Annotated in this window: 24 protein-coding genes, 8 tRNA genes and 1 other annotated feature; of the genes, 15 read left to right on the plus strand and 17 right to left on the minus strand. The window is 48.0% G+C overall.

Annotated features, from left to right (window positions below):
* Positions 1-187 precede the first annotated feature (187 nt).
* Together AWU56_RS05650 and AWU56_RS05655 are read left to right on the plus strand one after the other, a co-directional pair.
* Complete coding sequence (locus AWU56_RS05650; RefSeq protein ID WP_286681988.1) at positions 188-724, plus strand: phosphatase PAP2 family protein; 537 nt, start codon at positions 188-190, stop codon at positions 722-724.
* Positions 725-732: 8 nt separating this feature from the next.
* The gene (locus AWU56_RS05655; protein ID WP_286681989.1) at positions 733-1,758 is read left to right on the plus strand and encodes a glycosyltransferase family protein; all 1,026 of its coding nucleotides are present in this window, start codon (positions 733-735) and stop codon (positions 1,756-1,758) included.
* 20 nt (positions 1,759-1,778) lie between these two features.
* Here the strand turns inward: AWU56_RS05655 and AWU56_RS05660 are convergent.
* The 3 genes from AWU56_RS05660 to AWU56_RS05670 form a co-directional block, all read right to left on the minus strand.
* A tRNA-Asn gene (locus AWU56_RS05660) sits at positions 1,779-1,855 on the minus strand.
* 24 nt (positions 1,856-1,879) lie between these two features.
* Positions 1,880-1,956 (minus strand) — tRNA-Asn (locus tag AWU56_RS05665).
* Between the two features lie 727 nt (positions 1,957-2,683).
* Positions 2,684-3,874 (minus strand): pyridoxal phosphate-dependent aminotransferase, encoded by a 1,191-nt coding sequence (locus AWU56_RS05670; protein ID WP_272977333.1) that lies wholly within the window; start codon positions 3,872-3,874, stop codon positions 2,684-2,686.
* A 135-nt stretch (positions 3,875-4,009) separates the two neighbouring features.
* Between AWU56_RS05670 and AWU56_RS05675 the strand changes: the two genes are divergently transcribed.
* From AWU56_RS05675 to AWU56_RS05690, 4 genes are all read left to right on the plus strand, one after another.
* On the plus strand, positions 4,010-5,368 hold the full coding sequence (locus AWU56_RS05675; protein WP_006956543.1) for an MATE family efflux transporter: 1,359 nt from the start codon (positions 4,010-4,012) through the stop codon (positions 5,366-5,368).
* Complete coding sequence (gene uvrB / locus AWU56_RS05680) at positions 5,361-7,391, plus strand: excinuclease ABC subunit UvrB (RefSeq protein ID WP_006956544.1); 2,031 nt, start codon at positions 5,361-5,363, stop codon at positions 7,389-7,391. The genes AWU56_RS05675 and uvrB overlap by 8 nt, the downstream gene beginning before the upstream one ends.
* A gap of 68 nt (positions 7,392-7,459) precedes the next feature.
* Positions 7,460-7,654: a DUF2061 domain-containing protein gene (locus AWU56_RS05685; protein WP_083404989.1), complete on the plus strand. Its 195-nt coding sequence runs from the start codon at positions 7,460-7,462 to the stop codon at positions 7,652-7,654.
* Entirely contained in the window at positions 7,599-8,129 is a 531-nt protein-coding gene (locus AWU56_RS05690) for a DUF2919 family protein (RefSeq protein ID WP_006956546.1), read from the plus strand. The genes AWU56_RS05685 and AWU56_RS05690 overlap by 56 nt, the downstream gene beginning before the upstream one ends.
* 11 nt (positions 8,130-8,140) lie before the next feature.
* Here AWU56_RS05690 and fghA read toward each other — a convergent pair whose 3' ends face one another.
* Both fghA and AWU56_RS05700 read right to left on the minus strand, forming a co-directional pair.
* Positions 8,141-8,968 carry an S-formylglutathione hydrolase gene (gene fghA, locus AWU56_RS05695; protein WP_272977334.1) on the minus strand — a complete coding sequence of 276 codons (828 nt, stop codon included), beginning with the start codon at positions 8,966-8,968 and terminating at the stop codon, positions 8,141-8,143.
* Between the two features lie 18 nt (positions 8,969-8,986).
* Positions 8,987-10,105 carry an S-(hydroxymethyl)glutathione dehydrogenase/class III alcohol dehydrogenase gene (locus AWU56_RS05700; RefSeq protein WP_006956548.1) on the minus strand — a complete coding sequence of 373 codons (1,119 nt, stop codon included), beginning with the start codon at positions 10,103-10,105 and terminating at the stop codon, positions 8,987-8,989.
* Positions 10,106-10,228: 123 nt separating this feature from the next.
* Between AWU56_RS05700 and AWU56_RS05705 the strand changes: the two genes are divergently transcribed.
* Positions 10,229-11,107, plus strand: a complete 879-nt coding sequence (locus tag AWU56_RS05705) for a LysR family transcriptional regulator (protein ID WP_006956549.1) — start codon at positions 10,229-10,231, stop codon at positions 11,105-11,107.
* Between the two features lie 42 nt (positions 11,108-11,149).
* Here AWU56_RS05705 and AWU56_RS05710 read toward each other — a convergent pair.
* Together AWU56_RS05710 and AWU56_RS05715 are read right to left on the minus strand one after the other, a co-directional pair.
* Positions 11,150-11,225 (minus strand) — tRNA-Val (locus AWU56_RS05710).
* 31 nt (positions 11,226-11,256) lie between these two features.
* Positions 11,257-11,332: transfer RNA gene (locus tag AWU56_RS05715), tRNA-Val, on the minus strand.
* Between the two features lie 192 nt (positions 11,333-11,524).
* On the opposite strand from AWU56_RS05715, the gene gltX reads away from it, so the two are divergent.
* The 5 genes from gltX (at position 11,525) to AWU56_RS05740 (ending at position 13,467) form a co-directional block, all read left to right on the plus strand.
* Positions 11,525-12,934, plus strand: a complete 1,410-nt coding sequence (gltX, locus tag AWU56_RS05720) for a glutamate--tRNA ligase (RefSeq protein WP_286681990.1) — start codon at positions 11,525-11,527, stop codon at positions 12,932-12,934.
* Between the two features lie 140 nt (positions 12,935-13,074).
* A tRNA-Ala gene (locus AWU56_RS05725) sits at positions 13,075-13,150 on the plus strand.
* 32 nt (positions 13,151-13,182) lie between these two features.
* Positions 13,183-13,258, plus strand: a tRNA-Glu gene (locus tag AWU56_RS05730).
* 30 nt (positions 13,259-13,288) lie between these two features.
* Positions 13,289-13,364 (plus strand) — tRNA-Glu (locus tag AWU56_RS05735).
* A 27-nt stretch (positions 13,365-13,391) separates the two neighbouring features.
* Positions 13,392-13,467, plus strand: a tRNA-Glu gene (locus AWU56_RS05740).
* A 51-nt stretch (positions 13,468-13,518) separates the two neighbouring features.
* Here AWU56_RS05740 and AWU56_RS05745 read toward each other — a convergent pair.
* On the minus strand, positions 13,519-14,154 hold the full coding sequence (locus tag AWU56_RS05745) for an arylesterase (RefSeq protein WP_006956551.1): 636 nt from the start codon (positions 14,152-14,154) through the stop codon (positions 13,519-13,521).
* Positions 14,155-14,157: 3 nt separating this feature from the next.
* Between AWU56_RS05745 and AWU56_RS05750 the strand changes: the two genes are divergently transcribed.
* From AWU56_RS05750 to AWU56_RS05760, 3 genes are read left to right on the plus strand one after another with little or no spacing between them, the layout of a single operon-like run.
* Positions 14,158-14,838, plus strand: coding sequence for an ABC transporter ATP-binding protein (locus AWU56_RS05750; protein WP_006956552.1), 681 nt, complete (start codon positions 14,158-14,160; stop codon positions 14,836-14,838).
* Positions 14,828-17,335, plus strand: coding sequence for an ABC transporter permease (locus AWU56_RS05755; RefSeq protein ID WP_272977869.1), 2,508 nt, complete (start codon positions 14,828-14,830; stop codon positions 17,333-17,335). Before AWU56_RS05750 ends, AWU56_RS05755 begins: the two co-directional genes overlap by 11 nt.
* 13 nt (positions 17,336-17,348) lie before the next feature.
* Entirely contained in the window at positions 17,349-18,239 is an 891-nt protein-coding gene (locus tag AWU56_RS05760) for a TIGR01777 family oxidoreductase (RefSeq protein ID WP_286681991.1), read from the plus strand.
* Here the strand turns inward: AWU56_RS05760 and AWU56_RS05765 are convergent.
* From AWU56_RS05765 to AWU56_RS05805, 9 genes are read right to left on the minus strand one after another with little or no spacing between them, the layout of a single operon-like run.
* Positions 18,196-19,068 carry an alpha/beta hydrolase family protein gene (locus AWU56_RS05765; protein ID WP_272977867.1) on the minus strand — a complete coding sequence of 291 codons (873 nt, stop codon included), beginning with the start codon at positions 19,066-19,068 and terminating at the stop codon, positions 18,196-18,198. The genes AWU56_RS05760 and AWU56_RS05765 overlap by 44 nt on opposite strands.
* Positions 19,069-19,074: 6 nt before the next feature.
* A complete protein-coding gene (locus tag AWU56_RS05770) occupies positions 19,075-19,374 on the minus strand; it encodes a YciI family protein (protein ID WP_006956556.1) in 300 nt (99 codons plus the stop codon).
* A 3-nt stretch (positions 19,375-19,377) separates the two neighbouring features.
* On the minus strand, positions 19,378-19,920 hold the full coding sequence (locus tag AWU56_RS05775) for an inner membrane-spanning protein YciB (RefSeq protein WP_286681992.1): 543 nt from the start codon (positions 19,918-19,920) through the stop codon (positions 19,378-19,380).
* Positions 19,921-19,931: 11 nt separating this feature from the next.
* Positions 19,932-20,735 (minus strand): tryptophan synthase subunit alpha, encoded by an 804-nt coding sequence (gene trpA / locus AWU56_RS05780; protein WP_272977866.1) that lies wholly within the window; start codon positions 20,733-20,735, stop codon positions 19,932-19,934.
* An 11-nt stretch (positions 20,736-20,746) separates the two neighbouring features.
* A complete protein-coding gene (trpB, locus tag AWU56_RS05785) occupies positions 20,747-21,943 on the minus strand; it encodes a tryptophan synthase subunit beta (RefSeq protein WP_272977865.1) in 1,197 nt (398 codons plus the stop codon).
* On the minus strand, positions 21,940-23,376 hold the full coding sequence (trpCF, locus tag AWU56_RS05790) for a bifunctional indole-3-glycerol-phosphate synthase TrpC/phosphoribosylanthranilate isomerase TrpF (RefSeq protein WP_272977864.1): 1,437 nt from the start codon (positions 23,374-23,376) through the stop codon (positions 21,940-21,942). The genes trpB and trpCF overlap by 4 nt, the downstream gene beginning before the upstream one ends.
* Entirely contained in the window at positions 23,366-24,382 is a 1,017-nt protein-coding gene (gene trpD / locus AWU56_RS05795; protein ID WP_006956561.1) for an anthranilate phosphoribosyltransferase, read from the minus strand. The genes trpCF and trpD overlap by 11 nt, the downstream gene beginning before the upstream one ends.
* Entirely contained in the window at positions 24,375-25,004 is a 630-nt protein-coding gene (locus tag AWU56_RS05800) for an anthranilate synthase component II (RefSeq protein WP_006956562.1), read from the minus strand. Before AWU56_RS05800 ends, trpD begins: the two co-directional genes overlap by 8 nt.
* Positions 25,001-26,599 carry an anthranilate synthase component 1 gene (locus AWU56_RS05805; protein WP_006956563.1) on the minus strand — a complete coding sequence of 533 codons (1,599 nt, stop codon included), beginning with the start codon at positions 26,597-26,599 and terminating at the stop codon, positions 25,001-25,003. The genes AWU56_RS05800 and AWU56_RS05805 overlap by 4 nt, the downstream gene beginning before the upstream one ends.
* A 33-nt stretch (positions 26,600-26,632) precedes the next feature.
* Positions 26,633-26,735 (minus strand) — a sequence feature (Trp leader region).
* Between the last annotated feature and the right edge of the window lie 93 nt (positions 26,736-26,828).

The following is a 26,828-nucleotide window of genomic DNA, read 5'->3' on the forward strand; positions in this document are numbered from 1 at the left end:
CAATTCTTCCACACGTGATTTAAACCGGTGCCTATTATCGGTGTTTTGACATTGATAAACAACAGACAGAGGTCAATAGAACGGACAAGATTCGTTGAATTTTGTCACTGTTATTTAACGTAACTGACGCGTGACTGTCATTTTGTTAGCGCAATGTAACAGGCAAGCCAATAAACGGGGCATTGTCATGGTCTGGTTAACAGCATTGCAAGAAACCGCGTTACGAGTCGATTTAAGCTGGTTCACTCGTATTCATCGTTTAAACCAACATCGCTGGATTGCCGCTGTTGCGCAATGTTTTTCGCGTTCGGGGGACGGCTATTGGTACTTTATTGTTGGATTAGTATTTGTTTTACACAGTGCCGATGGACAAGCCTTCTTTACCGCATGTGCGGCTATCTTTTTGTTCGAGCGTCCGCTTTATTGGTGGCTAAAAAACAAGTTCAAACGGGCACGACCAACGACTTTAATGGCTTCTAAGAAACTGTTTGTCGCTCAGGATGAGTTTAGCTTTCCTTCGGGTCATACTTGCACCGCCTTTATCTTCGTGACCTGTCTCTCCTACTACTACCCCGTTTTCGCACTGTATCTTTTGCCGTGGGCATGTGCTGTCGGAGTTTCCCGCGTCGTAGTGGGAGCACACTACGTGTCGGATGTCTGTGTCGGCGCCTTGCTTGGCATTGCTTTTGTCGAAACCTTCTTTCTTATCTACTTTGCACTTTAAGGTCGAATATGCGTATTTTGTTCGGTGTTCAAGGAACCGGCAATGGTCATTTAAGCCGTTGTCACACGTTATCAAGGTGGTTGAATCACTACTCGGTTGATGTTGATTACCTCATATCTGGACGAGCGCCAAGCGCGCTATTCGATATGAGTGCTTTCGGTGAGTATCAATGGCGGCAAGGTCTGAGCTTTGCGACTCAGAATGGTCGGGTTGATTACTTCAATACCTATCGACAAAATTCATTTAAACAGTTTTGGTCAGATGTAAAAGCGCTCGATCTGTCGACTTATGATTTAATTCTAACCGATTATGAACCCGTAACTGCATGGGCTGCGCGACTGGCACACAAGCCGTGTATTGGTATTGGGCGTCAGTACGCATTCAAAGAGCCTTCGCTATACTCGAAGCTTAGTCTGCTTCAGCGCGGCCTCATCGACTATTTTGCGCCGGCTTCACGGTGGCTGGGTATGCATTGGCAACCATTGGACAATTGCATTCCACCGATTGTACGTGAACAGCAATCTGAGACTGAGCTCAGTGAGCGTCATGTATTGGTTTACTTGCCATTTGAAAATCTCGAGCAAGTCGTAGATGCCCTCATACCATTAAAGTCGTATCAATTTTCAGTTTTTCATCCAAGCATAAAGCAAACGGACAACCTAGATGCGCCTCATATTTTGGGTTTCCCTCCGTCGCGTGAGGGCTTTAAATGTCAGTTCGAAACTGCGGAGTATGTATTAGCTAATGCCGGATTTGAAACCACGTGTGAGGCACTTCAGAGCGATAAACAGTTTGCTGTTAAACCTTTGCGAGGTCAGTTCGAGCAACACTGGAATAGCAAGCTTTTAGCTGACAGTCAGCTTGCTTACGTAATGCATGAAATTTCAGAGGATAATGTGCGTGCATGGTTAGCGGACCATCAACGCGCTGCCCTCAATTGTGAATGGCCAAATATGGCAGACAATATCGCGCAATGGATAAAATCGGGTGCACAGGAAAACGAAAAAACTAGATTGACGGCGCTTTGGAGATAACAACTTTGGAAGCTTGAGGTTGGCTCCCCAGGTTGGATTCGAACCAACGACACATGGATTAACAGTCCACCGCTCTAACCAACTGAGCTACTGGGGAACAAATTGTAGGATTAAAACGTGTTGGCTCCCCAGGTTGGATTCGAACCAACGACACATGGATTAACAGTCCACCGCTCTAACCAACTGAGCTACTGGGGAACACGTCTTAACGGCGTCGAATATTAAAGACCTATGCGGCGCCTGTCAACTAATGATGCGGTATTTTTATTGTTTTTTCATTTAACTGCTTAAATCTTGTGCGAGTGTATATTTTGTAGCCTTATACCAAAAACTGTGTGCTAAAGGCTGTCCATGTAAATGTCAAGTACCTGTCATAAAGCCAGTTATGCCTTATGTTATAAATTGTTGCTCGCTGAGGATATCCACATACCGCTGAAATCCGCATCAGTTAAAGCCTACAGGATCTTATCCACGGATTCTGTGGATAACCCTGTGTTTAAGTATGTGAAATAGTACGTTTAGTGCGGTTTTCAGCTAAGGTTAGCGATTGTTCAGAAAATGCATAAATCATTAAAAAACTAATAAAAACAATGTCTTATAAAAACAAAACAAAAACATGGCTGAATTGACTGAGTGAGCACCCAAGATTGCCCGAAGAATCAGCAACTTGTGTATTTCTTATTTAATTTGGGTGATTTTTAGGCACGCTTTAAGCGTCTGTTGAAGGCTTTCAGGTCCCATTTGTCAAGCCATCAAATTGATTTTTTTGTAATAAATAAGCATATAAAAGTGGGGTTGTTGTAATAAAAATGTCTTGTGTGTTTCTCGATTTTGATAGCGGGATCGCGCCTTATTTCTAAGGTGAAAATATAAAAAAAGCCCTATTAGTACGCTAATAGGGCTCTAATGCTGATAAATAGATGTTTTATTTTAATGCTTTGACAAATTGATTGATGCGAGCGACTGCTTTTTTTAGTGTATCGAGGCTTGTTGCAAATGAGAGTCGACAGTAGCCTTCAGTGCCAAAGGCTGAACCGGGCACTAATGCGACATTAGCTTCGGTCAGCAGTTTTTCACACAACTCAACATCGTTTGCAACACCTGCTTTTTCAATTAGGTTTTGGATACGCGCGAAAGTGTAGAAGGTGCCATCACCTTTTACGCACTCAATACCCTCTATCTCGTTAAGTGCACTCACCAAGTAATCGTGGCGCTCCTTAAACGCACTGACCATTGTATCGATGCAGCTTTGGTCGCCATTTAAAGCGGCTACTGCCGCATGTTGGCTAATGCTGGCTGGATTTGACGTGCTCTGAGACTGAATCTTTTTCATCGCCGCAATGATAGGTGCTGGACCTGCTGCATAACCAATACGCCAGCCGGTCATTGCGTAGGCTTTCGAAACACCGGATAAGATAACTGTGCGGTCGCGTAATTCAGGCGCAACCATCACAATATTAGCGAATTGGCTACGATCCCATAAAATATGCTCATACATATCATCTGTCGCGATCAGCACATTTGGGAAATCAACCAGTACATCAGCAAGTGCACGTAGTTCCTCTGCTGAGTAGGCTGTACCACTCGGGTTAGATGGACTGTTGATAAACATTAAACGGGTTTTTTCGGTTAATGAGTCGCGCAATTGCTCAGGAGTGATTTTAAACCGCTGCTCTAAATCGGTATGGACGATCACGGGCTCTGCTTCAACCAGCTTTACCATATCTGGATAAGAAACCCAGTAAGGCGCCGGTATCACCACTTCATCACCCGGGTTGAGCCAAGCACTCAGTAAATTAAAAATGCTGTGTTTACCGCCTGCCGAGACGATGATTTCATCAAGACCGTATTCCAACTGGTTATCACGTTTAAACTTATCGGAAACTGCTTGTTTAAGTTCGACAATACCATCAACCGCAGTGTACTTGGTTTTGCCGTCTTCGATGGCTTTAATAGCAGCTTGTTTGACAAAATCGGGTGTATCAAAGTCGGGTTCACCCACACCTAAACCAATCACATCTTTACCCGCGCTTCTTAATTCGTTGGCTTTTTGCGTTACTGCCAGCGTAGGAGAAGGTTGGATAGAATTAACGCGCTTTGAGAGCTGATAGTCCACTACGTATTCCTTCCGATTTTGCTTATGTAAACAGCTCTCTACTATACGGATCGGTCGCGTTAAAGTCTATCAACATAGCCAAACAATAGATGTTTGCTGTACACTAATGAGGTTAATTCAACAGGAGGTATTTTCATGGCTACAACCGACGCATCTCGAAGTCTTATCAACGCGCCGGTTGGAAAAACGCTATGGGAAATGACGTGGCCCGTTATCTTTGGTGTCGCTACGCTGATAAGTTTTAATGTCGTAGATACTTTCTTTATTAGTCTGTTAGGTACTGACCCACTTGCTGCCGTCAGCTTTACCTTTCCAATCACCTTTACGGTTGTTAGCCTCACCATCGGCTTGGGTATTGGTACATCCGCTGTTATCGCGCGTAAGTACGGTCGGGATAAACCCGAAGAAGCTCATTTCGATGGTTTTGCTGCACTCTCGGTTTCCGCTTTACTTGTTCTGATACTGTCAGCCGTTGGCTATATTTTCATGGACAGTATTTTTACCCTCCTGCAAGCACAACAACGTTTACTGCCGCTGATCCGTGAATATATGACGCTATGGTTTGCGGGCAGCGTCATGTTGGTCACGCCAATGGTCGGCAATGCGGTATTGCGCGCATCGGGCGACACACGAACACCATCATTGATTATGGCCTCGGGCGGTTTGGCGAATGCCATTTTTGATCCGATCCTTATTTTTGGTTGGGGACCGATCCCTGCGATGGGTATTGAGGGAGCCGCTTTAGCGAGCGTGATTTCGTGGTTGAGTGGTGTGGTTCTCGTGTTTTGGTTACTTAATCGTAAGCAGCTTATTCGGGTACGTATCGAAACGACACGCGGGTTGTTTCGCGAATGGGTCGATGCTGCTCGCGCTATTCTGAAAATTGGTCTGCCAGCGGCAGGCGCCAATATTCTGACTCCGCTCGCGATGTCGGTCATGACGGCTATTATTGCATCTTATGGTGCGGCGGCAGTGGCGGCATTTGGCGTTGGCACTCGACTCGAGTCGCTCGCGAGTATCATTATTCTGGCGCTATCCATGTCGTTGCCGCCGTTGATTAGCCAAAACTTTGGTGCCAACCGAGTTGATCGGGTACGAGAGGCCTATGGCAAAGCCTTAAAAGCGGTATTTGCCATTCAACTGGTTATCTATGCGGCGATGGCAATAACGGCACCGTGGATTGCGATGGCATTTGCGAAAGAGCAAGAAGTGGCGCGTATCGTTGAATTGTTTATCTACATAATGCCCATCGGTTATGGCTTCCAGGGTTGGATCATTCTCTCGAACTCGAGTTTTAATGCCATTCATAAACCCATGCGTGCGCTCGGCTTAAGTGTCATCCGCTTATTTGTTTTTTTCGTACCCTTGTCCTACTTAGGTAGTCTACTAGCGGACCTACACGGCTTATTTATTGGCGGTGTGGTGGCTAATATCATCACAGCGGCTATCGCTTATATATGGTTTACGCGAGCGTTGAGGAGGGTTGGTGAGTAAAGCATTTGAATTAATATCGAGTTACCAGCCTGCGGGTGATCAGCCTGCGGCGATTGAAAAAATTCTAGAGAATTTAGACGCGGGTCTTGCCCATCAAACTTTACTCGGCGTCACAGGCTCGGGTAAGACGTTTACCATGGCTAACGTGATTGCCCAGTCGCAACGCCCGACGCTTATCCTAGCCCACAACAAAACGTTGGCAGCACAGCTCTATGGTGAGATGAAAGAATTCTTTCCTAATAATGCTGTCGAATATTTCGTGTCCTATTACGATTATTATCAGCCCGAAGCCTATGTGCCCACCACTGATACCTTTATTGAAAAAGATGCATCGATAAACGACCACATTGAACAAATGCGTCTGTCAGCGACAAAAGCGTTGATGGAGCGCCGTGATGTTGTGTTGGTGGCTTCGGTTTCGGCGATTTATGGTTTGGGTGATCCCGAATCATATATGAAGATGATGCTGCATTTGCGTCGTGGCGACATTATTGACCAGCGCGATATTTTGCGGCGCTTGGCGCAGCTACAGTATAAGCGAAACGATGCGGCCTTCGAGCGGGGCACCTATCGTGTGCGCGGTGAGGTCATTGACATTTTCCCCGCTGAATCGGAAGAGCTTGCAGTGCGCGTTGAACTATTTGATAACGAAGTCGACCGTATCAGCTTTTTTGAGCCGCTCACGGGGCAAGTGACCGAAGCGGATGTTGCGCGTGCGACTATTTATCCAAAGACACACTATGTCACGCCACGTGAAGTTTTAGTCGAAGCAATTGAGAAAATCAAAGACGAGTTAAAAGATCGTCGAGATGTATTGCTGAAACAAAATAAATTGCTTGAAGAGCAACGTATTAATCAGCGCACTCAGTTTGATATTGAAATGATGTTGGAGCTTGGCTATTGCTCCGGTATCGAAAACTATTCACGTTATCTGTCTGGACGTGCTCCGGGCGAGCCACCACCCACCTTGATGGATTACTTACCTGATGACGCGCTGCTTATCATTGATGAGTCTCATGTGACGGTATCGCAGGTCGGCGCTATGTATAAGGGGGACCGCTCACGAAAGGAAAATCTGGTGGAGTATGGCTTTCGACTGCCGAGTGCGTTGGATAACCGACCGTTAAAGTTTGATGAATTCGAGGCTATCGCACCACAAACAGTTTATGTCTCTGCAACACCTGGGAAATATGAGCTTGAACGCAGTAGTGGCGAGGTGGTTGAGCAGGTCGTGCGACCCACAGGTTTAGTGGATCCCATTATTGAAGTGCGGGCAGTAGCGACGCAGGTCGATGATTTAATGTCTGAAGTCCGTTTGCGCGTGGAAAAAGAAGAACGTGTACTTGCGACAACATTGACCAAAAAGATGGCCGAAGACTTAAGTGACTACCTCGATGAGCACGGCATCCGTGTACGCTATCTTCACTCAGACATTGATACGGTCGAACGAATGGAGATTATTCGCGACTTGCGACTCGGTGAGTTTGATGTGTTAGTCGGCATTAACTTGCTGCGAGAAGGTCTTGATATGCCGGAAGTTTCCCTAGTCGCCATTCTTGATGCTGATAAAGAGGGCTTCTTACGCTCTGATCGTTCTTTGATTCAGACCATTGGTCGTGCAGCACGTAACGTGAATGGTAAGGCGATTCTTTATGGCGATCGGATTACCGGTTCGATGCAACGCGCGATTGAGGAGACGGATCGTCGTCGTGAAAAGCAAATTGCATTTAACGAAGAGCATGGTATCACGCCACAAAAATTGAATAAGAAAGTCACCGACGTGATGGACTTAGGGCAAGGCGGTGCAAACCGTAAAAACCGTGCGGCGAAAGCCGTTGCCGAGGTGGCGTCAGGTTATGATCCACGCACCGTGATGATCAAAGATACGAATGCGGTGATTAAAGAAATCGAAGCAAAAGAAAAAGAAATGTATGAAGCGGCTCAAAACCTTGAGTTTGAGAAGGCGGCACAGTTACGTGACGATATCAAAACACTACGTGAACAACTTAAACGAGCAGTTTAATCGGTTTTTATAATTAGAAATGTAAATCGTAATTGCTATCATTTCGTTAGACAGGAATGGAGGGCATTATGATAAAGACAGCTAGTTTTGCCGTGATGCATTTCTCAATCGCTTTTACAGTGGTTTGGGTGATGACAGGCGATATCGTTATGGGTGGTGCCGTGGCATTAATTGAGCCATTGGTAAACACGGTAGGTTATTATTTTCATGAAAAGATCTGGCAACGGAGCGGCGTTCGTCGAACGAGCGCGCTATCTGGATAAAGAGGGGCGCGCGAGCACCCCTCTATTTTTCATTTGGGTCACATTCTTTTTATGCCGTGGCTATCTCGCAGGTATTGTCTCGCTTACCTTCAATGAAGATCGCACGCGTTTACTCTCGTTATTTTATAAAAGCTCAGAACAATTTGGTCTCATGCTGGTGGTCGGCTTGCCTGCGTTACTCGTTCTGTTGGCAACAAGTTTCGCCAAAGAGGATGGTTACAACTGGGCTAATCATGTGATGCGAGCTGCTCAGCCCCTGATGTTGGTCTCCCTCGTGTTAGATGCGATATTAATTAGTAGTTTGTTAATGCATCAGCATGGCAGTTTTTCTTGGGGGAAAGCGAGTATTATCTTGGCATGGTTTATTAGCCTTTGGTACGTCAGTAAATCGCGGCAATGGCGCTTTTATCGGCGTCATCTTGCTGAAAAGCCTGAATCATCGGTGTCCGAAGACACCGATAAATCAGCGCAATAAGGGCGAGCGTGTTAGAGCAGATAATGCGCGTGGAAGCGTAACTGCTCTTCAATGAAACTGCTGATAAAGTAGTAACTATGATCGTAGCCTTCGTGCAGATAGATAGCGCCCGGTCCATCTGTTTCGTCGAATACAGCTTGCAAAGCCTCAGGCTTGAGTTGCTCTTCGAGAAAGTTGTCTGCTAAACCTTGGTCGACGCGAATTGGTCTGACTTGCCCATAAGCTTTGATAAGTTCAACCGCATCATAGTCTTTCCAAGCATCACGGTTGCCTCCCAAATATTGCGTAAACGCATATTCACCCCAGGGGCATTGAGTCGGATGGGTGATCGGTGAGAATGCCGAAATGCTTTGATAGCGCTCTGGGTTCCGCACACCAATGACAAGCGCGCCATGGCCACCCATGGAGTGACCGGCAATCGAGCGTTTATCCGTTAGCGGGAACTGTGCCTCTACGCATTTTGGGAGCTCATCAAGAATGTAGTCGTACATTTGATAGTGTTTAGCCCAAGGCGTTTCGGTCGCATTCAGATAAAAACCTGCACCTTTGCCAAAGTCATAACGATCTTCGTCAGGTACCTCATCACCGCGCGGGCTGGTGTCAGGAATAATTAGTGCGATACCGAGCTGCGCAGCGACGCGCTGTGCACCTGCTTTAGTAGAGAAATTCTCATCAGTACACGTTAGCCCTGATAAAAAGTACACGCTGGGGACTGCATGATGCTCTGCTTGGGGCGGTAGAAACACACTCAACTGCATATCGCAGTTGAGTGTCGAAGAGCGGTGCTTAAGGCGGACTTGACGGCCGCCAAACGTACGTACTTCGCTTACGATTTCCATAGTGGATACCTTTGTCGCTTAGTAGTGGATAACTGAACGAATCGACTTACCTTCGTGCATGAGCTCAAACGCTTCGTTGATCTCTTCAAGTGACATGTTGTGAGTAATGAAGGTATCTAAATCAAACTTCCCATCCATGTACTGTTGCACGTAGTCGGGCAATTGGCTGCGACCTTTGACGCCACCAAAAGCGCTTCCACGCCATACGCGACCGGTGACCAGTTGGAATGGGCGGGTTGAGATCTCTTCACCTGCGCCGGCGACACCAATAATTACCGATTCGCCCCAACCTTTGTGGCAGCATTCAAGCGCCGAACGCATGACTTCGACGTTACCGATACATTCGAACGAGAAGTCGACACCGCCGTCGGTCATATCGACAATCACTTCTTGGATAGGCTTGTCGTAATCTGTTGGATTAACAAAATCAGTCGCACCGAGCTGCTTGGCAATTTCGAACTTATCTTCGTTCACATCAATCGCAATAATGCGTGACGCTTTCGCTTGTACGGCACCGATAATGACGGCTAGACCGATACCACCAAGCCCAAATACCGCGACCGTATCACCTTCTTGTACATCAGCTGTGTTCTTAACTGCACCCATGCCGGTAGTGACACCACAACCGAGTAAGCAGACTTTTTCAAGCGGTGCTTCTTTTGGAATCTTAGCGACGGAAATCTCTGGCAATACGGTGTATTCAGAAAATGTCGAAGTACCCATGTAGTGGTAAATCGGCTCGCCGTTTTTTGAGAAACGAGTGGTACCATCAGGCATTAAGCCTTTACCCTGCGTTGCACGCACGGCTTGGCACAAATTAGTTTTCCCTGAAGTACAGAATTTACATTCACCACACTCGGCGGTGTAAAGTGGAATCACGTGGTCGCCCACCTCGACAGAAGTCACGCCTTCGCCGACCGATTCAACAATACCGCCGCCTTCGTGGCCTAAAACGGCTGGGAAGATGCCCTCAGGATCAGCGCCTGATAGCGTATAAGCATCGGTATGACAAACGCCTGTCGCAATGATTTTGACGCGCACTTCACCTTTTTTAGGTGGTGCTACATCGATTTCTTCCATTTTCAACGGTTCGCCGGGGCCCCACGCCACGGCTGCACGCGACTTAATTGTTTCCATCTTAGCTTCCTTTATTCAGTATGTGATTGGCTAGTTATACGTTAATGACAGGAACAAGTTTAACTTTTTCTGTTTTAAAGGTAATCTAAACTTTTTACAAATAACTTTTGCAGATACGTAATAATGAAACAATGGCAAGGAATCAGTGAGTTTGTTGCGGTGGCTCAAACATCCAGCTTCACCAGTGCAGCGAAGCAGTTAGGTCTGTCCGTTGCGCAAGTGAGCCGTAATATTGCAGCGCTAGAGCAACGGCTTAAATTACCATTACTCTATCGCTCCACGCGCAGCGTGAGTTTAACGGAGGAGGGCTCACTCTATTTACCGCATTGCCAACATTTAGTGGCGAGTCTCAATGATGCGGATCAGGCTATCCAACAGCGATCAGAAAAACCACAAGGGTTAATCAGACTGACCGCTCCAGTATTTTACGGCGAACACGTGATTGCTCCTTTAGTAAATGATTTTTTAAATCAGTACCCCGATTGTCGACTCGACTTTAACCTCACCAACGACACGCTCGACTTGATAGAGGGACATTATGACTTAGCGATACGGTTAGGGCATTTGGGCACGCCGCGTTTAAAGGCGAGTCCGCTCGGTCGTCGCCGGCACTTTCTAGTGGGGGCGCCGGCGTATTTTGAACGTTTTGGAGAACCAACTCACTTAGCTTCGCTGGCTGATCACCGTTGTTTAACGGGCACGCTCAAAAGTTGGCGTTTTCAGGTGGATGGAAAAGTAAAGACAGTGCAACCAAACGCATTAGTTCATTGTAATAGTGGCTTAGCGATAAAAGATGCGGTGTGTAAAGGCCTGGGGATAGCGATTCTGCCTGATTATTATGTCGCTGATGAGCTTGAAGCCGGTGTCTTACAGGAAGTGATGACAGAGTATCGTCAACCGGACGATGGTATTTGGGCATTGTATCCCGAGTCGCGACATCGAATTGCGAAAGTCAGAGTATTAATAGACTTTTTGAAGGTGAAGCTAACCGATAACGGTTGAAGTCGTGGATTTACTTAGAATAATTCGGAGAGTAAAAAAAGGTGGTGGATGGTACTGGGCTCGAACCAGTGACCCTCGCCTTGTAAGGGCGATGCTCTCCCAACTGAGCTAACCATCCAACGCCAAGGAAAACAACGAAGGGGAAGAAGTGGTGGATGGTACTGGGCTCGAACCAGTGACCCTCGCCTTGTAAGGGCGATGCTCTCCCAACTGAGCTAACCATCCAGTTTTGTCATCGCACTTCTGCGTCGTTGCGAGGAGGCATTATAGGGATACGCGCCAAAGTGTCAAACAAAAAATGCAAAGTTTTTTCTGTTTGCTGACTTTTTAATCATTTTAATTGAATAATGCGCTTTTGGGCTAGGACTGGTAAAATTCAACACGTCTAATCACTGAATTAAATAAAGGAACACAGTAATGAGTGTAGTTACGCGTTTCGCTCCAAGCCCGACTGGCTATTTACATGTTGGCGGTGCTCGCACAGCGCTTTACTCTTGGCTGGTCGCAAAGGCCCAAGGTGGTGAGTTTGTCTTGCGCATTGAAGATACCGATCGGGAGCGTTCAACGCAGCCGGCGATTGATGCCATCTTAGAAGGTATGGAATGGTTAGGGTTGAACTGGGACCGAGGTCCTTACTATCAAACTAAGCGTTTTGACCGCTATAAAGAATTAGTCGATCAATTGCTTGAAGAAGACAAAGCTTATAAATGTTACTGCTCGACCGAGCGGTTGGAAAAAATGCGCGAAGAGCAAATGGAGCATGGCGAAAAACCTCGTTATGACGGACATTGCCGTGATAATCCAAATGCGTCTGGTGATAGTTACGTGATTCGTTTTCGTAACCCGCAAGAGGGTAGCGTGATTTTTGATGACTTGATCCGCGGTCGTATCGAGTTTTCAAACCAAGAACTTGATGACTTAATCATTGCCCGCAGTGATGGTACGCCAACTTATAATTTCTGTGTTGTCGTGGATGACTGGGAAATGGGTATTACGCATGTGGTGCGAGGCGAAGACCATATTAATAATACGCCGCGCCAGATTAATATTTTAAAAGCGTTAAACGCGCCGGTGCCTTATTACGCGCACGTATCGATGATTCTGGGTGATGACGGTAAAAAATTATCTAAACGCCATGGTGCGGTGGGTGTGATGCACTATCGCGATGACGGGTACTTGCCCGAAGCGGTCATTAATTATTTGGCACGCTTAGGTTGGTCGCACGGTGATCAAGAGATATTCAGTAAAGAAGAGTTGGTTAAACTGTTTAAACTAGAGGACGTGAATAAAGCGGCTTCTGCGTTTAACACCGAAAAGCTTAATTGGTTAAACCAGCATTACATGAAGACGTTGCCCGCTGAACAAGTGGCTGATGCGCTAAAATGGCAATTTGATCAACTCGGCGTCGATACGTCGACGGGTCCAGCACTGACAGCCATTGTTGGTTTGCAAGCTGATCGTGTGAAAACGTTGAAAGAAATGGCCGCGATTAGCCGTTATTTCTATGAACCAGTGACTGAGTTTGAAGAAAAAGCAGCTAAGAAACACTTGCGCCCTGTAGCTAAAGAACCATTAGAAGCGGTGAGGGCAAGTCTGTCAGGCTTAACGGACTGGACTGCTGAATCAATTCAAGAAGCGATTAATGGCACGGCTGAAGCGCTTGGCGTGGGCATGGGCAAAATTGGCATGCCGTTGCGCGTTGCAGCAACCGGTGGGGGCAACTCACCCTCGTTGGATGTTACCTTAGCTCAGTTGGATCAGCAAAAGGTTATCGAGCGTATTGATCTGGCACTTGCGTTCATTGCTGAGCGCGAAGCGAACGCATAATCTGCGATTTGCATGTAAAATAATCAACTTGATATAAAAATCGCCAGTTAGCGATATTTTTTCAAAAAACAGTTGACACTTAAGCGCTCCTCGCAATAGAATGCGCCCCGCTGTCAAGGCAGTTTCGCTGCTAAAGCAGTGGGGCTATAGCTCAGCTGGGAGAGCGCTTGCATGGCATGCAAGAGGTCAGCGGTTCGATCCCGCTTAGCTCCACCAAGTGAAATTTTGATAGCAACGTTAGTGATTGCGTCCCCTTCGTCTAGAGGCCTAGGACACTGCCCTTTCACGGCAGTAACAGGGGTTCGAATCCCCTAGGGGACGCCAATTTTACTAACACGATGCAGTTTTGATTGCGTCCCCTTCGTCTAGAGGCCTAGGACACTGCCCTTTCACGGCAGTAACAGGGGTTCGAATCCCCTAGGGGACGCCATTCAAAAGCATCACAAACAGTTTCTGGGTCCCCTTCGTCTAGAGGCCTAGGACACTGCCCTTTCACGGCAGTAACAGGGGTTCGAATCCCCTAGGGGACGCCAACACTAAACCACCTTCGAGGTGGTTTTTTTGTGTCTGCAATTTATCAACGCTTAACCCGATGCCTCGGCGTTTTTAGCCAGCTCAAGCAAGTACGGTGAGAGGAAATCCGCAATAGCGTCTTGCGCTGCTGCAGTGGGGTGGATGCCATCATCTTGCACGAAGTCTGGGTTCTCTACTAACTCGGTCATAAAAAATGGCACCAGTGTTACATCATACTTTTCTGCCACACGCGTAAACACCGCCTGAAATCGCTTTGAGAAGCGCGGACCATAGTTGGGCGGTACCATGACCTGACTGAGCGCCACTTTAATCCCTTTCGCCTGTGCCTGCTCGATCATATTAGACAAGTTCGTTTCCACCGTCGCTAAATCGAATCCACGCAACCCGTCATTGCCGCCTAACTCAATAAAAATAGCATCCGGTTGGTGGCGCTCAATAATGCCTGGTAAACGATTGAGACCGCCACGAGTGGTTTCACCACTGATACTGGCATTGACTATTTCAATGTTCGGGTACGCCTGCTGCCAACGGTTTTGCAATTCTGCTACCCAAGTTTGTTGTTGCGAAAGACCATAACCTGCGCTTAGGCTATCTCCTAATACAACAAGTGAAACATTTGCCGCAACACTACGTATAGATATAAAAATCAAAGTAATACAAGCTAACTTTAATAGGAAATTTTTCATTTTATGCTCATTCAAACTCAACAACTCGAAAAGATAGTCGAAACCTCTGAGGGACCATTACAGATTTTGCAACCAATTGACCTCGCAATCAATGCTGGCGAGACTGTTGCGATTGTTGGAGCGTCCGGCTCAGGTAAATCAACGTTACTATCACTACTCGCTGGGTTAGACATTGCCACCCACGGCGATGTTCTTATAGAAAACGAAAAGTTAAGCGATTTGGATGAGGAACAACGTGCGAAGCTGCGCGCCGATAAAGTAGGCTTTATTTTTCAGTCGTTTTTGCTAGTGCCTAGCTTAAGCGCGTTAGAAAACGTGATGTTACCGGCAGAGCTTGCTGGCCACAAAGGCGCTGAAAAGGAAGCTCGTGAGCTGTTAGAAAAGGTCGGGCTCGCTGACCGCTGGCACCATTACCCTAATCAACTCTCGGGCGGCGAGCAGCAGCGCGTCGCTATTGCGCGCGCGTTTGTTGGTCAGCCAAAGATTTTATTTGCTGATGAACCCACCGGTAACCTCGACAGTAAAACCGGTGACAAAGTCGAACAGTTGCTCTTTGACTTGAACAAGGATTACGGCACCACTTTAGTAATGGTGACTCACGACACCACGTTAGCGAAACGCTGTCAGCGTATCCTAAACATGGAGGCTGGGCAGCTAGCGGAGGCGTCGCGAGATGTGGCATAAAATATCGTTTCGCTTACTCAAGCAGGAGCTCAAGCGCGGTGAGCTCACGATCATGGCGCTCGCTATCATTTTATCGGTGACCGCGGTTTTATCACTGTCGTTATTTAGTGAGCGCCTACAATCCGGATTACTCGAACGCAGTAGTGAATTTCTCGCAGCTGATCGAGTATTAAGTTCACGCAGAGATATCCCTCAAGAGTGGCTTGATAGAGCGGATGAGGAGGGGATTCAGAGCGCGTGGCGAGTGATATTTAACTCAATGGCGTTTGCTAACGATAAGCTTGAGCTCGTCGATATCAAAGCGGTATCTGATGGTTATCCGCTACGAGGTGAGCTTAAAGTAGCCGATAAGCCCTTTGTTGAAGGGCAAGTCACCAACACTCTCCCCCCGGCTGGAGAAGCTTGGGTCGCATCGAGTCTATTCCAAGCGTTATCGCTTGAAATGGGCGACTTTATTGAAGTGGGGAATAGCCGCTTTAAAGTGACTAAGGTGGTGACTTACGAACCTGATGTCGGTTTCTCAGTGTTCACCGACAGTCCCAATGTCATCATTCGTTATTCACAGTTAGCTGAGACCGGGTTGATTCAACCGGGAAGCCGCGTACGTTACAACGTCTTATTCGCCGGAACGCCAACGCAACTGGATAACTACGAGAATTGGCTTCTCCCACAATTGAATGATGACACTCATAGCTGGCGCAGTATCGAAGACGGCGACAGCCCCTTGGCGCGCGCCCTAAATCGCGCTGAACGCTTTATGATGCTGGCGAGTCTGTTAGGTGTAGTACTTGCAGCAACGGCTGTTGCCGTAGCCGCCCAACGCTACTGCCAGCGTAATTATGACGTGGTGGCCATATTTAAAACCTTAGGAGCGGGCAAACAGCAGATCCGTAAGATCTTTGTGCTTCACTTGCTATTGCTTACGGGAATCAGCGTCGGTATTGGCATCTTGTTAGGGTGGCTCATTCAATCCTACGTGATTAACTGGGTCGCTGAACAGTTGGGCGCTTCACTACCATCAGCCAGTTGGCGACCTTATGCGCTCGCTATTGCAACGGGCCTAATTAGTGCGGTGATGTTTACGCTTTACCCGCTATTTAGATTGATTTCTATTCCACCGTTACGTGTACTACACCGTCAAATGGTCGGTGTACAGGCGGTTCGCTGGCTGCAATGGATATTAAGCGGCGGCACGATTTATGGGTTATTGGTGCTGTACTCACAGCAATGGTGGTTATCGACGGCCTTGTTCGTGGGAGGGGCTTTTGCTGCGGGTATCCTGTTGTTGATTGGTCGTCTGCTGATCGGTGCGGGTCGAAAAGCAGGCATGCAAGCAGGGAGTGCTTGGCGTTTAGCGATGGCCGGCTTACAACGACGCGCGTCAGCAAACAGCGTACAGATGTTGAGTTTTTCAACCGCCATTATGTTGTTGCTGTTGGTTATCGTCATGCGCAATGATTTACTTGCGGACTGGCAGCGTCAACTGCCAGCGGATGCACCGAATTATTTTGCGCTGAATATCGCTGAAGAGAAAGTTGACGATTTGCGCGCTATGTTCGCTCGAGAGGACATCGAAGCAACCGATCAATATCCGCTAATCCCGGGTCGGGTAACTCACCATAACGGTACTGAACTGATTGATGAAGTGACCAAAGAAAACCGCGAGGAAGTCGAGCAGGGCGATCGTGAGGAAGGTTTTGGTCGTGAGCTCTCATTGACATGGCGCGATACGGTACCGCCCAACAATGAAATTGTGAGCGGCGAGTGGTGGGGCGATAATGCCGAGCCACAGGTGTCCGTTGAAAAACAAGCGGCAGAACGATTAGAAATCAAAGTAGGCGACACGCTGACCTTTAATATCGGCGGTGAAGTATTTACCGTGCCAGTAACGAGTTTGCGAGAGGCGGACTGGGGCTCGCTTCAGCCCAACTTTTACATGATTTTTAATACCAGCACACTCGCTGATTTTCCTGCAACCTATATAACCAGCTTTCACTTAGACAGTGAGCGTAAAGATGAGCTATACCAATTATTTAGACCGTTTCCCGAGGCTTCCTTAATCGATTTGGACGCGATTATTGACCAAATCCGTGAAGTCATCTCGCAGGTCAGTATTGCGATTCTTTTCGTCTTAGTTCTGGTGATGATTGCAGGCGCCTTGGTATTGATAGCGCAAGTACAGGCGAGCATGGAGGAGCGCCAAAAAGAACTGGTTATTCTACGCACCTTGGGTGCTTCAGGTAAGTTGCTAAGTCGGAGCATCAGCTATGAATTTCTTATGTTAGGGGCCATAAGTGGTCTAATAGCGACCATTGCGATGGATTTATCGCTGCTCATTTTACAGACCCAAGTGTTTAACATGGATGCCACCTGGCATTGGCGTTTGTGGTTGGTGGGTCCTATTTCAGGCGCGGTTGTCGTTGCTTTGTTAGGTCGACTCGCGTGTTCGCGTTTGATTCGCCGCAACACGGCACAATTGATACGTAAATTGATTTAATGGGAGGCGAAGTATGAATATTCTTATAACTGGTGGCTCTGGGCTTATCGGCTCTCGCTTTATTCGCTACTTCAGCCAACAACATTCATTTACGGTGACGACGCGCTCAGTAGAGCGCGTCAAGCAGCAATTTCGAGGTTGTAATGTCGATGTTGTGGGTGAACTGCCAACTGCTGAGGCGCTCACCTCGTTTGATGCGGTGATTAACCTGCAAGGCGCTGGAATTGCCGATAAGCGCTGGTCGGCCGAGCGTAAACAGCAATTGCAAAATAGTCGCTGGCAAGTCACTGAAGATCTAGTGCAGCGAATACGCGCGTGCCCAGCGCCACCTATCTTGCTCAGTGGTTCTGCAATTGGTGTCTATGGTCCGCGAAACAGCGAGCCGGTGGACGAATCCGCTACGGCAAACCGACACGACTTTGCCGTCGAACTTTGCGAGCAATGGGAGTCCATTGCGCTACAAGTCAAGGAGCACACGCGTGTCGTATGTTTACGCACTGGCGTCGTACTCGACAGCAGCCAAGGTGCATTGCCACGCATGTCGCTGCCCTATAAATTCGGTTTAGGTGGTCCGATGGGCTCAGGGGAACAAATGATGTCGTGGATTCACATTGAGGATATGATCCGTGCGATAGAATTTATTCTGCAGGACGGCAGCATCTCGGGGCCGGTTAATTTGACGGCACCTAATCCAACGCCGAATAAACAGTTTAGCCAAACCTTAGCGAAAACGTTGCACCGGCCCCATGTATTATTCGTTCCAGCGTTTGCGTTGAACCTAATGTTGGGAGAAATGGCTTCGATGTTGTTAGAGGGGCAAGCGGTCGTGCCGAAAAAGCTTGAGCAAGCGGGATTTAACTTTAACTTTCCTCAGTTACAAGACGCGTTGTCTGATCTGCTTTAATGGCAGGTAACAACGCTTTTTGCCAAAGCGTCTGCTGGTGGGTCGGCTTAAAGATATTAAAGTGTCCGATGCGGCGACCCGCCTGTTGCGGAGTCAAACGCGTCACCTTTTGTTGTGTATTAGGATAACGTTGTAACAGTGCACGAACGTTATCTTCTACCAACAACTCATCATCACTAATAGCGAAGGCATGATACGATTGGGTTAAACGTTGATAGCCTTTGAGTTGCTCAGTCGATAAATGGTCGAATAAATAATTGCGGCTGCGACACCAACGGCTCCATTGACGCATTGCCTGCGCTGGCATGTCACCCACCATGTTGAGCCGCTTACCTGGAAAATAACCCGCAATCGGTGTCGCAAGTGGTATCGCCAAATACCACAACAGCCAAGATGTGCGTCTGACTTGAGAGCTGGCTTGTCGCCAGTACCCGGTTCCGGAAGCCACCGTGACTATCCTATCGATACGCTCGGGGTGAGGAATTAATCCCAAAAGTTGACCGCCTAAACTATGACCCAGCCAAATTAACTCGGCGCTGGGAAGCTGCTCCCGTGCCCAAGTGAGCACGTTATCAAGGTCTAAGGTCGCCCAGTCGATAATATCGGTCTCAATTTTACTGAGCGGCTTATCTATAGAGTCGCCAATGCCGTAATAATCGAAACACGTCACGGCAATACCCTGTTCTGCCAACCACTGCGCAAATCGATGATAAAACCGTTGTTTTACGCCAAGGGCTGGCGCAATCACAACATGTTGTTGCGCCCCTGCGGCAGGGAAATAATTAATTGCTAATGCGCGGTTAGCATATTTGAGCCGTGTGGATTGCATACAGAGTTAGGGTAGCACCGGGTTGAACGGTTTAACCTGCGCTGAACGGTAGACGCCTGCATCCCAGTAAGGATCGGCGTGCGCCCACTGCTCTGCTTGTTCAAGGGTGTCGAATTCAGCGATTACGACTGAGCCGGTGAAGCCCATGATACCTGGATCCTTCTCTGCAATCGCAGGGCAAGGGCCGGCGACAAGTAAACGTCCTTGCTCTTTTAACGCCTCTAAGCGTTTAATATGCGCTGGACGCGCTTGCTTACGCTTGGCGAGTGAATCGTCATGATCTTCTGCAAAAATCACAAACCACATGGCTTATTTATCTCCTTCCATGTCCTCAGCGTGTCGGTAGATATACATTCCTGTAGCAACGACAAGCACCAACGAAATGCCAATAATGCCAAAGACTTTAAAATTAACCCAAGCATCTTGTGACATATACTGAGCAACATAAACATTCACAGCGGCGATAGCCAAACAAGTAATAACCCAAGCATATGTGAGTCGGTTCCAAGCGCTATCTGGCATTTTTATGTCTGCATCAAATAGGCTTTTTAGTGGACTGGTTTTTTTTATCCAAAGTGTGCCAGCTAACAATGCGGCAATCAGCACATAAATAATGGATACTTTGATTTTAACAAACCAATCATCGTGTAGAAAAACGGTGATGCCGCCAAAAACCAGCACGGCACCTAACACGATCCAATGACGCGTAGTAATAGGTTGCTTAAGCAGCTTAAGACCGACTAACTGTATAATCGTTAATCCCATTAAAGCCCAGGTTGCCGCGAAAATATCGACCATCTGATAAACAACAAAAAAGACAACTAATGGTAAATACTCTAATACCAGCGCCATGGATACTCCTACTACGATGTGGCTGACTTCATCGACTCAACAAATTGCCCAAGTTGGTCGAGCATTTGTGCTGTATTGTCGATGTTTTTTTCGATAATAGCAACGACTGCGGAACCACTGATAGCGCCCTGAGCGCCCGCCTTAATCGTGGCTGTTACATGTTCAGGTTGAGAGATACCAAAACCCAGCATAATCGGAGCTGAGCCGGCTGAACGCAGTTGTGAAATGAGTTTCTCGGCCGGCACCTGCATTTGTGTCTCTGTTCCCGTAACCCCAGAGCGACTAAGCAAGTAAACATAGCCTTGGCTTTGTTTGGCGATCGCCTCGATCAACGAATCTGAAGCATCCGGCGGACAAATAAACACGGGCGCTATTTGACGATCGATAGCCGGTTGTGAAAAGCGAATTGCCTCTTTGGTTGGTAAATCGGCGACGAGCACCGAGTCGACACCGACAGCGGCCATTTTTTCATAAAAGGTATCGATACCTTTGGCAAAAATCAGGTTTGCGTAAACCAGCAAGCCAATCGGTATATCAGGTGCGTATTCGCGGACCTGTTTTAGAATCGATAAACAGTCTTCAAATCGCGTACCTCCCTCGAGGGCGCGAACATTAGCGCGCTGAATGACGGGACCGTCGGCGACCGGGTCAGAAAATGGAAGACCCAGCTCCAATGCATCGGCGCCCGCATCGATCAATCGCTTAATCACCTCAACGCTGACCTCAGGAGTCGGGTCGCCCAGCGTCACAAAAGGCACAAAAGCACCTTGATGTTGCTTGTCTAGGTTTGCAAATAGTTGTTCATAACGACTCATGTGTGGACACCCTATGATTGTTCTTGAGCATTGAAAATACGACGGACGTGATCGATATCTTTGTCACCACGACCCGATAAATTGATCAATAGAATTTCTGGAGCATCAGGCTCAGCCGCGCGTTTTAGCGCATAGGCAAGCGCATGTGCAGATTCTAACGCAGGTATAATGCCCTCATGGCGGGAAAGCAGTTGAAATGCCGCCAATGCCTCATCATCTGTAACCGACTCATAACGTGCACGACCAATGGCCTTTAAGTGCGCGTGTTGTGGTCCTACGCCCGGGTAATCCAAACCCGCTGAGACCGAGTAGGATTCTTCCACTTGCCCTTCGTCGGTTTGCATCAAGTAGGTCAAGCAGCCGTGCAAGATACCAGGACTTCCCGCAGTGAGTGTAGCGCCGTGGTGTTGCGTATCGACGCCTTTACCTGCGGGTTCAACGCCCACGAGAGCTACATTAGGTTCGTCGATAAAATCAGTGAACATGCCAATGGCATTCGAACCACCGCCTACACAAGCAATGACTTCATCGGGTAAACGACCTGCTTGCTCAATAATTTGCTGCTTTGCTTCTTCTCCGATCATTTTGTGGAACTCACGCACAATTGTTGGGAAGGGGTGAGCTCCGGCTGCTGTACCGAGCAAGTAATGAGTGGTTGGGTAGCTAGCCGTCCAGTCACGTAATGCTTCGTTCACCGCGTCTTTTAATGTACCGCTACCGGTATCAACAGGCACTACTTTAGCGCCCATCAACTCCATACGAAACACATTGGGCTGCTGACGTTCGACGTCTTTTTTACCCATGTAGATGATGCACTCGAGGTCGAGCAATGCACACGCCAGTGCGGTCGCTGTACCGTGCTGTCCCGCACCGGTCTCAGCGATAATTCGTGTTTTTCCCATACGCTTGGCAAGCAAGGCTTGCCCGAGTACTTGGTTAGTTTTATGTGCACCACCATGTAGCAAATCTTCGCGTTTGAGATATATTTTTGTACCGTTAGGGCTTTCAAGTGGCAAGTTACGACATAGTGATAGAGGTGTTGGTCGGCCTAAATAATTTTTCAGCAGCCCACGAAACTCCTGCTGAAACGCCTCATCTTGTTGCGCATCGATAAATGCTTTTTCTAGCTGCTCGAGCGCAGGTAGAAGGATTTCAGGTACGAACTGACCACCAAAATCACCAAAATAAGCTGAAAGTGACTGGCTCATGCTGCGGCCTCCTGTGACTGATTTGAGTTTGCATTGGCACCGTAGTGGCGAATGCGTTTAAAAAGAGAAGAAATTAACCGTGCGTCTTTGATGCCTGCTTGCCACTCTAATTTAGAGCTTGCATCGACACCACTGAAGCCTTGTTCAATTGCGTCGCAAACATTATCGGGACTAATGCCACCAGCGAGGAGACAACGTCCTCGTTCATCGGTATCTAATTCGTTCAGTAACTGCCAATCAAAGGTTTTGCCGGTACCCCCTTGACCATGATCGAGTACAAAGCGGTCAACTGAGTGACGCAATGGATGTTCATTGAGTCTGAATGGTGCGTCAACGGTGACCGCTTTCCAAATCTGTACGTGTGCGATACCGGCTTGCTTAAAGCGGTTCTTGAGTTCAACGGTAAAGTCGATATCTTCATGTCCGTGCAATTGAACTGCGTGTAAACCCAGTTCGAAAGCTGTATTAACAACAAAGGATAGCGGCTGGTCGGCAAATACGCCGACATACTGAAGACCCTGAACTTGACGGATAATCGCCTCGGCCTGGCTTGGTTCAATGCATCGAGGTGAACGCTCGGCAAAGATGAGTCCGCCAAATACCGCACCGGCTGCATGAGCGTTTAAGGCGTCCTCCGCTCGAGTTAGTCCACAGACTTTGTTTTCACCATACAATAACTTACGGCAAGCCAGGTCGACATCGTTTTCAGCACTTAATGCACTTCCGACTAAAAAGCCATTTACGACATCACTGCAGCGGCGAATATCTTTGTGTTGGCTAAAGCCCGACTCAGCAACAAGTAAGGCACCCTCGGGAGCATAAGGTGCGAGCTCATGACTGCGATTCGGGTTGATGCTGAGGTCGGTCAAATCACGGTGATTAATACCAATAATGCGCGCACCTAACTGCGCGGCGCGACGCATCTCAGTCTCATTGGCGACTTCCGTCAGTACATCTAAACCTAAATTGTCCGCGATTGCGTGTAGATGTTGATACTGCACATCATCGAGTACCGATAACATGAGTAGGATCGCATCAGCGCCAAAGTAGCGTGCTCGATAAACTTGCTGTTCATCAATAAAGAAATCCTTGCATAATATCGGTAGGTTAACCTGTTGACTGACAGCCGCAAGGTATTCATAGCTGCCTTGAAAATACTCAGGTTCAGTTAATACCGAAATCGCGGCAGCATAGGGTTGGTAGGTTTTTGCCAACTCCACTGGATTAAAATGGGGGCGAATAAGTCCCTTGGAAGGGGACGCTTTTTTGCACTCTAAAATAAAGCCCGCTTGAGGCTGGTTCAACGCATCGTACAAACTACGCTCACTGCGCGATAGCGCGTGTTTGTCACTCGGCATCGGGTAGTGTTGCTCCTGCTGCTCGTTCTGCACTCGTTTGCGGGCAATAATTTCAGTCAGAATATTACTCGACATAGATGCCTCCTTGTACCGCTTGAATCGCCTCTAAGTGTGTCATGGCTGCGCCGCTCGCAAGATGCTCAAGCACTGCCTGGGCCGCTTGTTTGTAGTCTGAAAACTTATCCGCCATCACTAGCAATGGTGCTGTGTTTATTGCAATGGCATGGTTTTGAGCGCGGGAACCTTGCCCTGCTAAGATACGTTTTAATACCGTGGCATTAAAATCGGCATCGCCGCCTTTTAGCTCGCTCAGTGGTGCTTCATTCAAGCCAAAGTCACTGACCGACAGTGTGTATTGTTCAAGTTGGTTATCACGTAACTCAACAACTTCCGTCGTGCCGTGTAAAGCAAACTCGTCAACGCCAGAGCCATGTACGACCATAGCTCGCTCAGTGCCAAGACGCTGTAAGGTTTCGGCCATCGGTTGTAGCCAAATTGGACTATACACGCCTAATAACTGAATGTTGGGCCGTGCTGGATTCACTAGCGGACCGATAAGGTTAAAAAGGGTACGCGTTTTCAGAGTTTGGCGCACGGGCATCGCATGTTTGATACCGGGATGATAATGCGGCGCAAATAAAAAGCAAAAGCCGTGATCAGCTAACTGCTTTGAAGCCTCGCGCGGATCGAGATCAACGCGCAGACCCAAAGACTCTAATACATCGGCTGATCCTGAGCGCGATGATACGCTGCGATTACCGTGCTTTGCCATGGGTAACCCCATTGAAGAGGCAACTAACGCCGATGTGGTCGATAGATTAATACTGTTGGATCCATCACCACCGGTACCGCAACTGTCCGCAAGTATACCGTTGGTGCTGGTCAGAGGCTTGCTCACATCGAGCACAGCGCGCGCTGCACCGGCCAATTCCGCTGGCGTTTCACCGCGTAATTTCATGGCGACCAATGCGGCACTGATTTGTGCATCATTGAGCTCACCTTTTACCAGGTGACGAAATAGCTTTTGACTCTCGTCCTGGGACAGAGGTCGACCTTCAAGCAGGGTGGTGATCTCATTCATGACTGTGTCCTTGACTAAACTGTGTAAAAAGGTAGTGAACCGCATCCTGCAACATAAGTTTGCCGGTCGGTGTTAATAAAGATTCAGGGTGAAATTGAAAGCCCACAGCATTCAACTCGGTAAACTCCGCCGCCATCGGAATCATTCCGTTGACGCTTTGGCATTCGCCGATTACGTTAATGGTCGCTGGTAAGTCGTAAATACTGAGCGAATGATAACGACCGATGACGCAATGATTTTGTTGCGGTTGGCTCGCGAACAGTGGGTGAGAGCGAAACAACATTTGTGCGGTTTTGCCATGCACGACCTCGCCACAGCGGTCGACTCGGGCGCCGCTTTTTTCAGCCAGAGCTTGAAAACCTAAACAGATACCGAGCATCGGATACCGTTTTTGGCATGCGTCGATCATGTCCATCAAGTTTCCCGCCTGCGAAGGGTTACCTGGACCGGGCGATAGACATACGACTTGTGGACCTGAGTAACTATCGAGTTCACGTAATAGGCGTTCGGCACTGATCGTGTTGCGATACACTTTTAGTTCATAACCGAGTTGGCTGAGCTCATCAACTAAGTTATAAGAGAACGAGTCAAGATTATCGATGAGCGTAATACGACCTTTCATGAGCGCTCTCCTTGTGCATTTGCTGTTTGCACTGCGGCGATTACGGCGCGTGCTTTGTTTTCTGTTTCATCAACTTCCGCCTGCGGATCAGAATCGTGTACCACCCCTGCACCGGCTTGAACCACCGCACGACCGCCACTCACGAAGGCGGAGCGTATAACGATGCAAGTATCCATATCACCATTACCAGCTAGGTAACCCACAGCACCGCCGTAGCTACCACGGCCTTGTTGTTCGACTTGTCGAATTAACCGTGCCGCACTGACTTTGGGAGCACCAATCAATGTGCCCATATTCATACAGGCGCGGTAAGCGTGAAGCGCATCGCAGTCTTCACGTAGTTGGCCGACAACACGAGAGACCAAGTGCATTACGTGGGAGTAACGATCAACTTTGAGTAGGTCAGCGACATTGCGTGTACCAGGTTGGCAAATCCGCGCAAGGTCGTTTCGTGCAAGGTCGACTAGCATCAGGTGTTCTGATAATTCTTTTTGATCCATGCGTAACTCGAGTTCTAAACGACTATCGAGATCGTGATCAAGGTTACCGTCCGGCTGTTTGCCGCGAGGCCGGGTGCCTGCAATCGGATAGAGTTCGACCTGATTGCTCGCCGCGGTGTACTTTAAAGCGGACTCAGGTGAAGCGCCGAATAGCGTAAAATCTGGATGACTTAAATAAAACATGTAGGGTGATGGGTTGGTCTGTTTTAATACTGCGTAGCTGGCAAGTGCATCGTGGCACGGTAAACTAAAGCGACGCGAGGGCACCACCTGAAAAATATCGCCATCGAGAATATGTTCTTTCAACTCCGACACATGTTGCTTAAATACCGCTTGTGACGGCGTTGCTGTAATACTCTGGTAGTCTGCGGCTAGCGGTGTGTAATGGGTTTGCTGACGTGGCGGTAATTGACACCGAGCTGCGAGCTCTCCGATGCGCTGACTCATTTGCGCATATGCGTCGGATGACACTTCGGGCGTAAACAAGCTAGCTATTAATTGACTCGACTGGCGTTGATGGTCGACCGCTAGCAGTGTTTCAGACACATAGAACACATAATCAGGCGCACGATTTTCGCCGGTTTCAACTTGTGGTAATTGCTCATAACTCGCGAGTAAGTCGTAGCCAAATGAGCCTGCAAGGAATACCGCAAAATCGTGGCTTGAAGCTGCGTTACGACGCTCTAGCGTGTGTTGGATAAGCCGCAATGGCTCGAAGTTAGAGACCTCTTTAAGGCGACTCATCTCGTCGAGATCACGGTTAGAAACAGGGAATTTGAATTCGCTCGTTGACTCCGAGGTCGCCAGCAAATAATCAGTGAGCTGTTGGTCTAACAGCGCTTTAAGTGGCTTACCGTTATTCGTTAGTGCTTGTACGGTAACGCGCTGGCCGTTGCATTTGAGTTCGAGGGCGGCATCGATGAGTAACAGGCTTTTTAGCGCTTGTTTAGTGCCGATATCGGCTGAATCGAGTAGCACGTGACGACCATGAGGTTGGCAAACCTGTTGGTACACGCTCTGAGTATCGGCTTGATAGGGTAACTCGACCTGAATCGATGTAACCGCTGCTGGCGCTTGTTGAGTGTTTGAATTCATTTAACTACTTCCTTTTGAGACCGCCCAACAAGCATAAAAAAACCCGCTCGTTGAGCGGGTTTTCGAAACTGTACTTATTTACGTATGCGCACAGAACCACCACCCGCTAATTCGGGAAGTGCCACCACCAAGCTTGTAGTGAAAATTGTGCGAGTTGCATCGTAATAATGTCCAATTCGTTTTAGTTTGCTATTCAGTGATTGACAAATTACCGCGCAAAGAGCGCGGT

It is taken from the genome of Idiomarina sp. T82-3 (assembly GCF_001577655.1).
In the GTDB taxonomy this organism is placed as follows: domain Bacteria; phylum Pseudomonadota; class Gammaproteobacteria; order Enterobacterales; family Alteromonadaceae; genus Idiomarina; species Idiomarina baltica.

What these genes read in the sequence shown, in the direction of transcription:
- AWU56_RS05765 (WP_272977867.1), bottom strand. Translation starts at nt 19,068, where the DNA reads ATGCAATCCACACGGCTCAAATATGCTAACCGCGCATTAGCAATTAAT.
- AWU56_RS05675 (WP_006956543.1), top strand. Translation starts at nt 4,010, where the DNA reads ATGGCTACAACCGACGCATCTCGAAGTCTTATCAACGCGCCGGTTGGA.
- trpCF (WP_272977864.1), bottom strand. Translation starts at nt 23,376, where the DNA reads ATGTCGAGTAATATTCTGACTGAAATTATTGCCCGCAAACGAGTGCAG.
- AWU56_RS05700 (WP_006956548.1), bottom strand. Translation starts at nt 10,105, where the DNA reads ATGGAAACAATTAAGTCGCGTGCAGCCGTGGCGTGGGGCCCCGGCGAA.
- trpB (WP_272977865.1), bottom strand. Translation starts at nt 21,943, where the DNA reads ATGAGCCAGTCACTTTCAGCTTATTTTGGTGATTTTGGTGGTCAGTTC.
- trpD (WP_006956561.1), bottom strand. Translation starts at nt 24,382, where the DNA reads ATGAATGAGATCACCACCCTGCTTGAAGGTCGACCTCTGTCCCAGGAC.
- AWU56_RS05650 (WP_286681988.1), top strand. Translation starts at nt 188, where the DNA reads ATGGTCTGGTTAACAGCATTGCAAGAAACCGCGTTACGAGTCGATTTA.
- AWU56_RS05690 (WP_006956546.1), top strand. Translation starts at nt 7,599, where the DNA reads ATGAAAAGATCTGGCAACGGAGCGGCGTTCGTCGAACGAGCGCGCTAT.
- gltX (WP_286681990.1), top strand. Translation starts at nt 11,525, where the DNA reads ATGAGTGTAGTTACGCGTTTCGCTCCAAGCCCGACTGGCTATTTACAT.
- AWU56_RS05685 (WP_083404989.1), top strand. Translation starts at nt 7,460, where the DNA reads ATGATAAAGACAGCTAGTTTTGCCGTGATGCATTTCTCAATCGCTTTT.
- AWU56_RS05770 (WP_006956556.1), bottom strand. Translation starts at nt 19,374, where the DNA reads ATGTGGTTTGTGATTTTTGCAGAAGATCATGACGATTCACTCGCCAAG.
- AWU56_RS05655 (WP_286681989.1), top strand. Translation starts at nt 733, where the DNA reads ATGCGTATTTTGTTCGGTGTTCAAGGAACCGGCAATGGTCATTTAAGC.
- AWU56_RS05800 (WP_006956562.1), bottom strand. Translation starts at nt 25,004, where the DNA reads ATGAAAGGTCGTATTACGCTCATCGATAATCTTGACTCGTTCTCTTAT.
- AWU56_RS05705 (WP_006956549.1), top strand. Translation starts at nt 10,229, where the DNA reads ATGAAACAATGGCAAGGAATCAGTGAGTTTGTTGCGGTGGCTCAAACA.
- AWU56_RS05805 (WP_006956563.1), bottom strand. Translation starts at nt 26,599, where the DNA reads ATGAATTCAAACACTCAACAAGCGCCAGCAGCGGTTACATCGATTCAG.
- AWU56_RS05775 (WP_286681992.1), bottom strand. Translation starts at nt 19,920, where the DNA reads ATGGCGCTGGTATTAGAGTATTTACCATTAGTTGTCTTTTTTGTTGTT.
- AWU56_RS05750 (WP_006956552.1), top strand. Translation starts at nt 14,158, where the DNA reads ATGCTCATTCAAACTCAACAACTCGAAAAGATAGTCGAAACCTCTGAG.
- trpA (WP_272977866.1), bottom strand. Translation starts at nt 20,735, where the DNA reads ATGAGTCGTTATGAACAACTATTTGCAAACCTAGACAAGCAACATCAA.
- AWU56_RS05760 (WP_286681991.1), top strand. Translation starts at nt 17,349, where the DNA reads ATGAATATTCTTATAACTGGTGGCTCTGGGCTTATCGGCTCTCGCTTT.
- fghA (WP_272977334.1), bottom strand. Translation starts at nt 8,968, where the DNA reads ATGGAAATCGTAAGCGAAGTACGTACGTTTGGCGGCCGTCAAGTCCGC.
- AWU56_RS05745 (WP_006956551.1), bottom strand. Translation starts at nt 14,154, where the DNA reads ATGAAAAATTTCCTATTAAAGTTAGCTTGTATTACTTTGATTTTTATA.
- AWU56_RS05755 (WP_272977869.1), top strand. Translation starts at nt 14,828, where the DNA reads ATGTGGCATAAAATATCGTTTCGCTTACTCAAGCAGGAGCTCAAGCGC.